The 12,476-nt window shown below is 64.1% G+C and carries 9 protein-coding genes and 1 pseudogene; 3 read left to right on the forward strand and 7 right to left on the reverse strand.

Going from position 1 to position 12,476, the window contains the following annotated elements; all coding sequences use genetic code 11:
* The 4 genes from ACEWPM_RS05080 to ACEWPM_RS05095 all read right to left on the reverse strand — a co-directional run bounded on the left by ACEWPM_RS05080 (window position 1) and on the right by ACEWPM_RS05095 (window position 7,788).
* The gene (locus ACEWPM_RS05080; protein WP_393963224.1) at window positions 1-1,542 is read right to left on the reverse strand and encodes a trimethylamine methyltransferase family protein; all 1,542 of its coding nucleotides are present in this window, start codon (window positions 1,540-1,542) and stop codon (window positions 1-3) included.
* On the reverse strand, window positions 1,539-3,959 hold the full coding sequence (locus tag ACEWPM_RS05085) for a GcvT family protein (protein ID WP_393963223.1): 2,421 nt from the start codon (window positions 3,957-3,959) through the stop codon (window positions 1,539-1,541). Before ACEWPM_RS05085 ends, ACEWPM_RS05080 begins: the two co-directional genes overlap by 4 nt.
* Window positions 3,960-4,179: 220 nt before the next feature.
* Window positions 4,180-6,540 (reverse strand): 1-deoxy-D-xylulose-5-phosphate synthase N-terminal domain-containing protein, encoded by a 2,361-nt coding sequence (locus ACEWPM_RS05090; protein ID WP_393963222.1) that lies wholly within the window; start codon window positions 6,538-6,540, stop codon window positions 4,180-4,182.
* Between the two features lie 6 nt (window positions 6,541-6,546).
* A complete protein-coding gene (locus ACEWPM_RS05095) occupies window positions 6,547-7,788 on the reverse strand; it encodes a methionine gamma-lyase (RefSeq protein ID WP_393963221.1) in 1,242 nt (413 codons plus the stop codon).
* An 86-nt stretch (window positions 7,789-7,874) separates the two neighbouring features.
* On the opposite strand from ACEWPM_RS05095, the gene ACEWPM_RS05100 reads away from it, so the two are divergent.
* The gene (locus ACEWPM_RS05100) at window positions 7,875-8,333 is read left to right on the forward strand and encodes an Lrp/AsnC family transcriptional regulator (RefSeq protein WP_393963220.1); all 459 of its coding nucleotides are present in this window, start codon (window positions 7,875-7,877) and stop codon (window positions 8,331-8,333) included.
* A 443-nt stretch (window positions 8,334-8,776) separates the two neighbouring features.
* Window positions 8,777-9,012, forward strand: a pseudogene (locus ACEWPM_RS05105) (DDE-type integrase/transposase/recombinase); the annotation flags it as partial.
* 18 nt (window positions 9,013-9,030) lie between these two features.
* Here the strand turns inward: ACEWPM_RS05105 and choV are convergent.
* From choV to ACEWPM_RS05120, 3 genes are all read right to left on the reverse strand, one after another.
* Window positions 9,031-10,053, reverse strand: a complete 1,023-nt coding sequence (gene choV, locus ACEWPM_RS05110; protein WP_393963219.1) for a choline ABC transporter ATP-binding protein — start codon at window positions 10,051-10,053, stop codon at window positions 9,031-9,033.
* Window positions 10,050-10,883, reverse strand: a complete 834-nt coding sequence (choW, locus tag ACEWPM_RS05115) for a choline ABC transporter permease subunit (RefSeq protein ID WP_393963218.1) — start codon at window positions 10,881-10,883, stop codon at window positions 10,050-10,052. The genes choV and choW overlap by 4 nt, the downstream gene beginning before the upstream one ends.
* A gap of 91 nt (window positions 10,884-10,974) precedes the next feature.
* The gene (locus ACEWPM_RS05120; RefSeq protein ID WP_393963217.1) at window positions 10,975-11,898 is read right to left on the reverse strand and encodes a choline ABC transporter substrate-binding protein; all 924 of its coding nucleotides are present in this window, start codon (window positions 11,896-11,898) and stop codon (window positions 10,975-10,977) included.
* Between the two features lie 333 nt (window positions 11,899-12,231).
* On the opposite strand from ACEWPM_RS05120, the gene ACEWPM_RS05125 reads away from it, so the two are divergent.
* On the forward strand, window positions 12,232-12,474 hold the full coding sequence (locus tag ACEWPM_RS05125; RefSeq protein WP_393963216.1) for a hypothetical protein: 243 nt from the start codon (window positions 12,232-12,234) through the stop codon (window positions 12,472-12,474).
* Window positions 12,475-12,476 lie beyond the last annotated feature (2 nt).

Genomic DNA, 12,476 nt, shown 5'->3' on the forward strand with positions numbered 1-12,476 from the left:
TCAACTTTCGGGAGGCGCGCCACCCTCGCCGGTGCGCCGCGCGATGAAATCCTGCAGGCTGGCAGTGCGGGCGTCATCCAGCACGGGCGAAACGGGCTCGCTCAGCATTCCTCGCCAGATTCCGGTCGCGCGGGTGCTGGCATCCTGCCCGCCCGCCTCGGTCCAGGTGCCGAAATTCGACCAGTCTGCGACGATGGGCTTATAGAATGCAGTCGCGTAACGCTCCATGGTGTGCGCGCAGCCAAAGAAATGGCCGCCCGGCTGCACCTCGGCCAGCGCATCCAGCGCAAGGTCGCTGTCATCCGCGGGCACATCGTTGCACAGTTCGGCAAAAATCTGCATCACCTCCATGTCGGTGATGAATTTCTCGTAGGACAGCGTCAGCCCGCCCTCGATCCAGCCCGCGCCGTGCAGGATCACAGTCGCCCCCGCCAGAACGGCGCCCCATGCGCTCATCTGGGTCTCATTGGCGGCCTGCGCGTCGGGGGCATTGGCGGCGCATCCGGCGGCGCAGCGCCACGGCAGGCCGATATGGCGCGCCAGTTGTCCAGCCCCCAGATTGGCCTTGACTTGTTCGGGCGTGCCAAAGGCCGGCGCGCCTGACTTCATATCGACATTCGACGCGAACGCCCCATAGCAGACCGGCGCACCGGGGCGGGCAAGCTGCGTCAGCGTGATTGCCGCCAGCGCCTCGGCATGGCTCAGCGTCAGCGCGCCGGCCACCGTGACCGGCGCCATCGCGCCCATCAGGCAGAAGGGCGTGACGATCACCATCTGGCCCATGCGCGCGAAATCCATCAGGCCCTGCGCCATCGGGATGTCCAACTGGCGGGGCGAGTTGGTGTTGACAATGGTATAGCAATGCGGCGCGGCGGTGAATTCATCGTCCGCCAGCCCGCGAAAATCGCGGATCATCTCGAACCCGTCCTCGGCCTGCGGTGTGCCGCGCGCAAAAATCACCGGCACCTTGTCCGACAGCGTCAGCTGTGCCTCGATCGTGGCGTAATGGCGCAAATGCACCGGCACATCCTGCGGCTCGACCAGCGGGGTCAGCATATGCAGCGCATCGAATTGCTGCGTGAGGCTGGTCAATTCGCGGTAATCGTTCAGCGCGGCGGGGCGGCGTCCACGCACGCGGTCGGTCGCATTCGGGCAGCCGGCCCCGGCCTGAAGCGTCAGTGTGCCCAGCTCCAGCAGCACGTCGCGTTTGCGCGCCCCGGCGCGCATGCCGATGGATTTCGGGGCAGAGGACAGCGCCGCCATCACCATGTCGCGCCCGATGCGCACCATCTCGCTGTCTTCGTCCACCAGCGCACCGCCCGCCGCATAGACCGCACGGGCCTCTGGCAAGAGAACCTTCATCCCCAACTTTTCCAACACGGTGAGGGCCGCATCGTGGATCGCCTCCACCCGATCCTCTGTAAAGACCGTTGCCGGGGGGAAGGGATTGCGCAAGCGGCTGTAATCCACCTGTCGCTGAGGTGCCATGCCCGCAGCACGGCGCCCGCGGCGACGGCGGCCCTGAGCTTCGGACAATGTCATCCGCGCGCTGCCTTGCCTTCGGGATCATAGGGCGACGGGGCGATGACGCACGCGGGCCGCTCGGCGCCGACGATGTGCAGGCTCAGATCGGTTCCCTCCTGAGCGGCATCCGGGCGGACCAGCGCCATGGCCAATGATTGGCCCAAGCTGTGCCCATATCCCCCCGAGGTGACGAAGCCGACCATTTCGCCGTTCATCCAGACAGGCTCGTAGCCGCTGGCATCGGCACCGTCGGCGTCCACCTCCAGCGTGACCAGAACCTTTGCAGGGCCTGCGCCGTCACGCTCGGCCAGCGCGGCATCGCGGCCGATGAAGTCAGGTTTTTGCCAGTCGATCCAGCGGTCCATGCCCGTCATGGCGGCGGTATAGCCTTGGGTGAATTCCGCCGACCAGATGCCGAAACTCTTTTCCAGCCTCAGCGACAGCAGCGCGTTCATGCCGACCTCGCGCAAGCCCAGATCGGCGCCCGCCTTGAGCAGGGCGCGGCGCAGGCCGATATGCTCGCTTGAGTGGCAATGGATTTCATACCCCAATTCGCCCGTGACCGACAAACGTCCCACCTTGGCGCGGATCAACCCGACATCGAGTTCGCCGCAGCCCATGAAGGACAGTGCGGAGAGGTCTGCCGGGCAAAGTTTTTGCAGGATCTCGCGCGATTTTGGCCCCGCAAGGGCAAAGCCGACGGTATCGTCCGACAGATCGCGCACCGCCGCGCCTTCGCTCAGATGATCGTTGAACCAGCGCATATGCCACGCGCGCAGGTAATAAGACCCCATCAACCAGTAAACCGGATTGCCGACCTCATCAGGGCCCCAATTGAACACCGTCAGATCGCCCTTGAGCCGCCCGTCATGGCCCAGCATGGGCGCAAGCCGTGCGCGGCCCGGTTTCGGCAGGCGGCTGGCCAGCATTCGATCCAGCCATTCGGTGGCCTTGGGGCCTGTCACCTCGTAGCGCGAGAAGGCGGTGATATCGAGCAGGCCGGCCGCGCCCCGCACCGCGCGGCACTCCTCGCCCACAATGTCATGCGCGTTCGAGCGTTTGAGCGAGCCGCGCTCGGCAAACCCCTCGGGCGCGAAGTAGAGCGGCACCTCGAGGCCATAGCTGACGCCCCAGCGCGCTCCGGCAGTGCTCATCGCATCATGCGCCGGGGCCATCTTCAACGGGCGCCCGGCGGGCAATTGCTCGTTCGGATAGGTCATCACGAAACGGCGGCTGTAGAACTGGCCTGTCGTCTCGCGGATGAACCGCTTGTTCTGCGCGAAATCGCCATAGCGCGCCACGTCCATGCCAAAGACATCCGCCTCCGGCTCGCCCTCGATGATCCACTCGGCCAGGGATTTCCCCACGCCGCCGCCCTGCAAAAACCCGGCCATGACCGCACAGGCGCACCAATAGCCGCGCTTGCCCGGCACCGGGCCGACCAGCGGATTGCCGTCCGGTGAGAAGGTGAACGCCCCGTTCACCCAGTTCTTGACGCCGACCTCCTGCAGGGCGGGATACCTCTCGAACCCCTTGACAAGCTCGTTCTCGATGCGGTCGGTCTGCTCCTGAAAGAGCTCCATCCCGTAATCCCAGGGCGCACCATCGAGCGCCCAGTGTTCATGGTCGATCTCGTATATGCCCAGCAGCACACCCTTTTGATCCTGCCGAAGGTAGGTAAACCCTTCCAGATCGACCGTCATCGGCACCTCGAAATCGAGGGCTTCCAGATCGGGGATCGCGTCGGAAATCAGATAGTGGTGTTTCAGCGGCGCAACGGGCAGCTCGATCCCGGCCATGCGCCCCACCTGCTTGGCCCATAGACCGGCGGCGTTGACCACATGCTCGGCCTGGATCGTGCCTTTCTCGGTCACAACCTCCCAGCCATCCGCCGTCTGGTTCAACTCCAGCACGCGGTTATGCTCGACCACCTCGGCACCATTCTTGCGGGCGGCTTTCGCATAGGCGTGGACGGTGCCGGTGGTGTCGAGATACCCTTCGCGGTCGGCCCACATGCCGCCAAGGATGCCGTCCTTGGACATCAGCGGGTTCAACTCCGCCGCCTCTTCGGGGGTGACGAGGCGGCAATCATCGATCCCGATCGACTGGAAGACGCGATACGCAGATTGCAACCAGTCCCAGCGATCCGGTGTGCCGGCCAGCGTCAGGCCGCCGGTCATGTGCATGCCGACAGACTGGCCGCTTTCGGCCTCGACGTCGGTCAAAAGATCGATGGTGTAGCCCTGCAGCGCGGCGATGTTCGGATCGGCGTTGAGCGCGTGAAACCCGCCCGCCGCGTGCCACGATGATCCGGCGGTCAGGATCGAGCGCTCGATCAGGCAGACGTCGCGCCATCCCATCTTGGCCAGATGATAAAGCACCGACGCGCCAACGACGCCGCCGCCGATCACGACAACCCTGTAATGCGATTTCATGCAAGTGTTCCTTCCGCGAATCCGTCGGTTGCCCGCAGCGTAAATCCGGGTACGACACCTGTCTAGACATTCATGTCCAGTCCCGCTCTGTTTCTTGGGGCGTCGGATTTCCGGGGCTGGCTGACCTCCGGGCTTGGCGGCACACCGGTCCTTGCGTCTTCACGGGGAATCGGGGGCCGGTGCCTGATCCCCGGTTCCCGGCGATGGTATCCGGCCGGCTTCAGATCAGCCGCGCGCCCTCGGTGAGCGCGTCCACCGTCTGCACGATGGCATCCGCGTCCACCCGAAAATGTCGATAAAGATCGGCGATGCTGCCGGTCTGGCCGAAATGCTCGACCCCCAGCGGCAAGGTCCGGTGCCCCGCGACCCCGCCCAGCCAGGCCAGCGTTGCCGGGTGCCCGTCAATGGCGGTGACAATGCCCGCATGGCGCGGCACGCCCCCCAAAAGCGTCTCGATATGCGACCGCGCGGCTGGGTTACCGCGTGCGCGGGCGCGCTGCGCCGCCGTCCAGCCTGCGTTCAGCCGGTCGGCCGAGGTGACGGCCAGCACGCCCACGTCGCGCCGCCCCTGCCCGATCCGCGCCGCCGCCTCGATGGCCTCGGGCGCAACCGCGCCCTGGTAGGCAATCACCACGTCGCAATTCGGCCCCGGCTCGCGCAGCCAATAGGCCCCGTCGATGGCGCCCTGCCTGAACGCATCCGATCCGCGCTTGCCTGGCTGCTCGATGGGCCGTGTCGTCAGGCGCAGATAGACCGAGCCGCCGGTCTCGTCCCGCAGCCAAGTCCGCTCGTCCGGGTCACCCGCACCATCCCGTTGCAGGTAGCCAAGCGCCCACTCCAGGATCACCGCCAGCTCATCGGCAAAGCCCGGCTCGAAGGCCGCAAGCCCGTCCTGGCTCAGTCCGATCAGCGGCGTGCCGATGGACTGATGCGCGCCCCCTTCAGGCGCCAGCGTGACCCCCGAGGGCGTGCCGACAATGATGAAGCGTGCGTCCTGATAGCAGGCGTAATTCAGCGCATCGAGGCCGCGATTGACGAAGGGATCATAGACCGTGCCGATGGGGATCACCCGCTTGCCGAAGAGCTGATGCGACAACCCCGCCGCACCGAGGAGCAGAAAGAGATTCATTTCGGCGATGCCCAGCTCGATATGCTGGCCTTCGGGCGTGAACTCCCATTTCGCGGTCGAGGGGATGCGATAACCGGCAAAGACATCCGCCTGCGGCTGGCGCGCGAACAGCTTGCGCCGGTTCACCCAAGGGCCAAGGCTGGTGGTGCCGGTCACGTCGGGCGAGGTCGTCACGATCCGCGCCGCCAGATCGCTGTCACCTTTGGCGAGGCTGTCCAGAATCTTGCCAAAGGCCATCTGCGTCGAAATCTCGCCATCCTCGGGCGCCTTGATGCCGGGCACGTCCAGCGCCGCGTCGTCGTAGCGCCGCGTGCCCTTGGCGAAAAACGGCACATCCGCCAGAAAAGCACTGAACGCGGGCACGTCATCCACCGTCTCGAATGGCTCCCACTCCGAGCCCTCGGGCACGCCCATGCCCTCCTGCCATTCGGCCATCTGCGCCTTGGTCATCAACCCGCCGTGGTTGTCCTTGTGACCCGCGATGGGCGTGCCCCATCCCTTGATCGTGTAGGCCAGGAAACAGGTCGGGCGGTCGTGGTCGATCGCGGCAAAGGTTTCGGCCATCGTCGCCACGCAGTTGCCGCCAAGGTTTTCCATCAGTTCGGCCAGTGCGTCGTCGCTGCGGGCCTCCACCAGCGCGGTCACGTCCCCCTGATCGCCCAGATCCTCCATCAGCCGCTCACGCCAGACCGCGCCGCCCTGATAGGTCAGCGCCGAATACTCGGCATTGGGGCAGCCGTCGATCCACGCGCGGAGCGCCTCGCCCCCCGGTTCGGCAAAGGCGGCGCGTTGCAGTACGCCATGCTTGATGCGCACCACGTCCCAGCCGAAGGCGTCGAATATCTTCTCGACGCGGCTGAACAGCCCCTCGCGCACGATCCCGTCCAGCGACTGGCGGTTGTAGTCGATGATCCACCAAGTGTTGCGCAGGTCGTTCTTCCAGCCCTCCTGAAGGCACTCGTAGACGTTGCCCTCGTCCAGTTCGGCATCGCCGACTAGCGCGACCATGCGGCCCATCGGCCCGTCGCCCCAATCCTTGGCGCGGATATAGTCCTGCATCAGCGAGGCGAACGACGTGATCGCCACCCCGAGGCCGACCGACCCGGTGGAAAAATCCACGTCATCAACATCCTTGGTGCGGCTGGGGTAGCTTTGCGCGCCGCCATAGGCGCGGAACGCCTCCAGCTTGTCGCGCGTCTGGTTGCCCATAAGGTACTGCATCGCGTGAAAGATCGGGCTGGCATGCGGTTTGACCGCCACGCGGTCCTCGGGGCGCAGCGCCGAGAAATAGAGCGCCGTCATGATCGACACCATCGAGGCCGAGCTGGCCTGATGCCCGCCCACCTTGATCCCGTCCACCTTGGGGCGGATGTGGTTGGCGTGGTGGATCATCCAGTGCGACAGCCACAAGAGCCGCTGCTCGACGATTTTCAGATGCTTTGTGTCATTCATCGCCCTTCACTCCGCCGCGATGCGGTCTTCCTGGGTCAGTGCCTGTTCCAGATCGGCCAGAATGTCGGCGGCATCCTCCAACCCGATGGACAGGCGCACCAGCCCGTCGGGAATATCATGCGCCGCGCGCTCCTCGGGGGAATAGGTGGAATGTGTCATCGACGCGGGATGCTGGATCAGCGTCTCGGCATCACCCAGCGACACGGCGCGCTGGATCATCACCAGCCGGTTCATCATGGCGACACCCGCGCCATAGCCGCCCGTCAGCTCAAACGCGATCATGCCGCCCGGGAGCGTCATCTGCCGCTGCGCCAGATCGTGCTGCGCGTCACTCCGAAGGCCCGGAAACTGAACAGCAGCTACGCCGGAATGCGCCGCCAGCCATTCGGCCACGATTTGCGCGCTGGCGCAGTGCCGCTCCATCCGCAAGGCCAGCGTTTTCAGCCCGCGCAGTACCAGCATCGCGTTGAAGGGGGCCATCACGGCGCCGGTCATGTCCTTCATGCCGACAAGGCGGATCTCCCGCACCGCCTCGGCGCGCCCGACCAGCAGACCGCCCACCAGATCGCCGTGCCCGCCAAGGTATTTGGTGGCCGAATGCACAACGAAATCCGCGCCCAGCTCGATGGGGCGGGTCAGGTAGGGTGTGGCATAGGTATTGTCGACGACGACGGACGCGCCGCCTCCATGGGCGATCTTCGAGACGGCGGCGATATCGACCAGGCGCATGTTGGGATTGGCAGGCGTCTCGAAGTACACGACGCGGGTCTGCGCGCTCATCGCGGCCTCCAGCGCGGCGTGATCGCGCAGATCGACGTGCGTGACGGTCACGCCCCATTTGGCCAGCCCATCGCGCATGAAAGCAAAGGTGCAGCCGTATAGCGTGCGGTCGGTGATGATCTCGTCGCCCGGCGACAGAAGCGTCCAGAGGGCCGAGGTGATCGCACCCATCCCCGACGCCAGCGCCAGCCCCGCCTCCGCCCCTTCCAACGTGGCGATGCGCCGCTCCAGCAGATCGCAGGTGGGGTTCGAGATGCGGCTGTAGAAATGCCCCTCGCGCGTGCCGGCGAACATCTCGCCGCCGGCCTCGGCACTGTCGAAGGCAAAGGTCGAGGTCAGGTGCAAGGGCGGCGTCAGCGCGCCTTCGTTGTCCTTCGGATCATAGGCGTGGTGAATGGCGCGGGTTGCGAAACCGCCGGTCTGGTCGGGCATGTCGGCCTCCTCAAGCGTTACAAGCGTTTGGGGCATTATGCACGATCCGCGGTAGTAAGAGATTGCCAATCATGCCAGTATGATGTGTCATATTAGCATATTCTGCCAACATGAGGGCGCATATGGACAGCAAGGACCGCCAGATCATCCGCGCGCTTCAGGCCAACGGGCGCATCAGCAATCAGGATCTTGCCGCGCAGGTCAGCCTGTCGCCCTCACCCTGCCTGCGCCGCCTGCGCAATCTGGAAGCGTCGGGCGTCATCCGCGGCTTTGGTGCCGACGTCGATCCGGCGGCCTATGGGCTGCCGATCACCGTTTTCGTGCGCATCCGGCTGGAGCGGCACAACCAGGACGACATCACGAGGTTCGAGCGGCGCATCGGCACCATGGACGAGGTGCTGGAATGTCACATCCTCACCGGCTCGACCGACTATCAACTGCGCGTCGTCGTGGCCGATCTGGCAGCGTATGAACGCTTCATCCGCGACCGCATCCAGCCCCTTGGCGGTATCGCCTCGATCGAGACCAGCTTTGTCTACAGCATCGTCAAGCGCACTGGCGTCTTTCCCGTCCTGAGTTGACATGTCCGCCGCCCCATCTGTTCCACAAGTTCTGGCGTCAGACACGTGTGGAGACCGCCCATTTGCCCCGGTGACTGCAACACATTGATTTGATGAGAGCTTTCAGAGTCATTTGTGTCCTGCCCGCAAAGGCAGAATCTGAGCCAGATATTGACCATCTCATCCTCGATCCCGAGGTATCGCCAGACTGCCATAACCCTGATGATCCACCGGCCGTTCCAAAAATTCCGGCAAGCTCTCCGTTCTTTTGCATAAGCTGAACCGGGCGCAACCCTGCGGTGGTCGCTGACAACGCGCTACACCGGCAATTCGAAGTCGCTGCGCCTGACATGGTTTGCCTATAGCTTCTACCTGTCTGGGGTTATTGATCTGAGTTCAAGGCGTGTCGTCGGCCCTTTCGGCAGATTTGCTTTGCAAATCACCTGCCGGTCAATGGATCTGCCCAGTCGCGAATGACAGCCCACTTGGCGGGGCAAGCGCTGCTGGCGGCCGTATGGCGTCGTAAACCAGAGCAAATGGTCATGGTCCATTCGGATCAAGGTTCGCAGTCTACCCGTCGCAAGTGGCAATTATTCCTTGGCCAGCACAATCTTGATCCCAGCATGAGCCGGCGTGAAAGCGCCATGATAAAGTGGTGGCCGAAAGCTTCTTTCATCTGACAAAGCGGGAACGGATCAGGCCACAGCCCTGTGCGGCATCAGCCCGCACTCTGCAAACGCGCCACGATGCTCTGGGCGGTGACGGTGCCGATCACGGCGGCGTCCTCGATCACATTGAGGGCGCTGTCGTCACCACTCAGCAGGGCGATCAGGTCGCGCACCGGGGTTTCCGCGGCCACATCGCCCGAGGCGCGCCCAGCCGCCTGCCCCATCACGTCGCGCGCTGTCAGCACGCCCAGCGGGTTCATGTTCGCGACGAAATCGGCGACGTAATCCGACGCGGGGTTCGAGAATATCTCGCGCGGGGTGCCGATCTGCACGATGCGTCCGCCCTCCATGATGGCGATGCGCTCGCCCAGCTTGAACGCCTCGTCGAGATCATGACTGACAAAGACGATCGAGCGTTTGAGATCGCGTTGCAGCTCGAGCAGCTCATCCTGAAGCCGGGCGCGGATCAGAGGGTCGAGCGCGCTGAAGGGCTCGTCCATCAGAAGGATCGGCGCCTCGGTGACCAGCGCACGCGCAAGGCCGACACGTTGCTGCATCCCGCCCGACAGTTCGCTGACCTTTCGATCGGCCCACTCGTCCAGTCCGACCAGCGCCAGTTGTTTGTCGGCCCGTTCGAGCCGTTCTTTGCGGGGCACATCCGAAAGCTCCAGCGCCAGCGCCACGTTGTCGCGCACGTTGCGCCAGGGCAGCAGGCCGAATTGCTGAAACACCATCGACACGCATTCGCGCCGCACCCGGCGCAGATCGCGGGCCGAGCATTCCTGCACGTTGGCCGACCATGTGCCGTCGTTCACCGTGACATGGCCGCGCGCCACCGGGTTCAGCCCGTTCACCGCGCGCAGCAGCGTCGATTTGCCCGAGCCCGAAAGGCCCATCAGCACGAGGATCTCCCCCTCCGCCACATCGAAGGTGCAATCGTGCACTCCCAGCACCTGCCCGGTCTCGGCCTCGATCTCCGAGCGGCTCAGCCCCTTGTCCATCAGCGGCAGCGCCGTGTCCGGCGCATCACCGAAAACGATCGAGACATTGTTGAATGAAACCGCTGTGGTCATTTGCTCTTCAGCCTCAGCATCCGGTCGAGCATGATGGCGACCACTACGATGATCAGACCGGATTCGAACCCGAGCCCGCTATCCACTCTATTGAGCGCACGGACCACGGGCACTCCCAGCCCGTCCGCGCCGACGAGGGCGGCGATGACCACCATCGACAGCGACAGCATGATCGTCTGGTTCAGGCCCGCCATGATCTGAGGCAGGGCATAGGGCAGTTCGATCTTCCACAATGTCTGGCGGGGTTTTGCCCCGAATGCCTGCGCCGCTTCCAAGAGGGAGGCAGGGGTCGACGAGATCCCCAGCTGCGTCAGGCGTATAGGGGCGGGTAGCACGAAAATGACCGTCGCGATCAGGCCCGGCACCATGCCGATGCCGAAAAACACGATCGCCGGGATCAGATAGACGAAGGGCGGCAGTGTCTGCATCAGGTCGAGCACGGGACGAAGCGTGCGATAGAGGCGCGGACGGTGCGCTGCGGCGATACCGATCGGCACGCCCACACCCATGCAGACGAGGCAGGCCGACAGCACCAAGGTCAGGCTTTCGGTCGTTTCCTCCCAGTAACCCTGATTGAGGATGAACAGGAACCCGACGACGATGAATGCAACGGTTTTCCAGTTGCGATGCAGCGCCCAAGTCAGCGCCGCGAAGGCCGCCACGATGATCAGGGGATGCGGCATTTGCAACACCCACAATATTGCGTCAATCAACCGCTCCATCGCCAGCGCAAGGCTATCAAAGAAAACCGCGCCGTGCACCTGAAGCCATTCAAGCGCGTCCTCGGCCACGGTGGCAATGGGGATCTTGTGGTCTGTCAGCCAATCCATACGGGGGCCCTCGGGTCTGTTACGCGGGAATAATGAGACATGACAGGCCCGCCCCCTCTGGCGGGCGGGCCCTCACATCCATGCGGCTTGGTTATTTCATCGCCGCTTCGACCGCAGCCATCGAATCGCCGCCATCCATGGTGGTCACGCCACCCAGCCATGCCTTCAGCGTGTCGGGGTTCGCCTTGAGCCACTCGGTAGCGGCCGCTTCGGGATCCATGCCGTCATCCAGGATCGCGCTCATGATCTCGTTCTCCATGGCGAGCGTGAATTCCATGTTTTCCAGCAGCTTGCCGATGTTGGGGCATTCCTCGACATAACCTGCGCGGGTATTGGTGCGGACCGTGGCGCCGCCCAGATCGGGGCCAAAGTAGTCGTCGCCACCGGTCAGGTAGGTCAGCTCGAAATTGGCGTTCATCGGGTGCGGCTCCCAACCGAGGAACACTATCGGCTCGTCCCTGCGGTCGGAGCGCGCGACCTGTGCCAGCATCCCCTGCTCGGAGCTTTCGGCCACTTCGAAGCCTTCGAGACCAAACGCATTGTCCTCGATCATCGTCTGGATCAAACGGTTGCCGTCATTGCCCGGCTCGATGCCGTAGATCTTGCCCTCCAGCGCGTCCTCATGCTCGGCGATCGCGCCAAAGCTGGTGATGCCTAGATCGGCGGCCGCCTTGTTTGCCGCGAGCGTATATTTCGCCCCCTCCAGATTGGTGCGCACGGTATCGACGGTGCCCGCTTCGCGGTACGGGGCGATGTCGGCTTCCATCGTCGGCATCCAGTTGCCGAGGAACACGTCGATGTCGCCCGCCTCCAGCGACTTGTAGGTGACGGGCACGGACAGGACCTTGGTTTCTGTGTCATACCCCAGCGCGCGCACGACGACACTGGCGGCGGCGGTGGTGGCGGTGATGTCGGTCCAGCCGACATCGGAGAATGTGACCTCTTCGCACCCGGCGGCCGCCACGGATGAGGCGGCGGTGAGGGCCAGGGCGGTGGTTGCTAGCAAGCGTTTCATTGGTTCGGTAACTCCCATGGATTGTTATCGACTAAAGCGACAATTGAACGCCGACCGCGCGATATTGCAACCGGGATTGCAAGATGGAAGGCCATCGCCGCCCTTGAAGGCTTTTTTGGGCCGCATCCAGGCGCAGCCGAAAAAGATGCAGGCCCCGGCGCGTTGCTGTCCCCAAAAAGCGTCGGAGATATGCGCTCAAAACCGCCTCGCCTCCGGCCCGCCGGCTGCGCCCAGTCGATCGTGGGGTTGATAGGGATGATCCGATACGTATTTATCGGATCGTGGCTTTGAAGATACTGTGTCGAGCGGCCGCTAAAATCACGGCTGCAAGAGATGGTGGCACTGGTGAACCGGCTGCTGGCGCAGAAAATCAAGGACAAGGGCGAGCTGGGCGTCACCAAGACCATCGCGAAACTGCTGCGACGACGAAGCGCCATCGAGTCGGTAATTGGCTACATTGAAGTACGATGGCCGCCTGACCCGATGCCCGCTGAAGAGAACGACCGGCGACGCCATCTTCGCGATCCTTGTGCGGCTGCGGGCACTGATCTGATCCCATCGAGCGGTCCAGTTTGATT

The organism is Roseovarius maritimus (assembly GCF_043355895.2).
GTDB classification, from domain to species: domain Bacteria; phylum Pseudomonadota; class Alphaproteobacteria; order Rhodobacterales; family Rhodobacteraceae; genus Roseovarius; species Roseovarius maritimus.

Excerpts from the sequence above, each read along its gene's own strand:
- ACEWPM_RS05095 (WP_393963221.1), bottom strand. The coding sequence starts at position 7,788 with ATGCCCCAAACGCTTGTAACGCTTGAGGAGGCCGACATGCCCGACCAG.
- ACEWPM_RS05085 (WP_393963223.1), bottom strand. The coding sequence starts at position 3,959 with ATGAAATCGCATTACAGGGTTGTCGTGATCGGCGGCGGCGTCGTTGGC.
- choV (WP_393963219.1), bottom strand. The coding sequence starts at position 10,053 with ATGACCACAGCGGTTTCATTCAACAATGTCTCGATCGTTTTCGGTGAT.
- ACEWPM_RS05125 (WP_393963216.1), top strand. The coding sequence starts at position 12,232 with ATGGTGGCACTGGTGAACCGGCTGCTGGCGCAGAAAATCAAGGACAAG.
- ACEWPM_RS05090 (WP_393963222.1), bottom strand. The coding sequence starts at position 6,540 with ATGAATGACACAAAGCATCTGAAAATCGTCGAGCAGCGGCTCTTGTGG.
- ACEWPM_RS05080 (WP_393963224.1), bottom strand. The coding sequence starts at position 1,542 with ATGACATTGTCCGAAGCTCAGGGCCGCCGTCGCCGCGGGCGCCGTGCT.
- choW (WP_393963218.1), bottom strand. The coding sequence starts at position 10,883 with ATGGATTGGCTGACAGACCACAAGATCCCCATTGCCACCGTGGCCGAG.
- ACEWPM_RS05100 (WP_393963220.1), top strand. The coding sequence starts at position 7,875 with ATGGACAGCAAGGACCGCCAGATCATCCGCGCGCTTCAGGCCAACGGG.
- ACEWPM_RS05120 (WP_393963217.1), bottom strand. The coding sequence starts at position 11,898 with ATGAAACGCTTGCTAGCAACCACCGCCCTGGCCCTCACCGCCGCCTCA.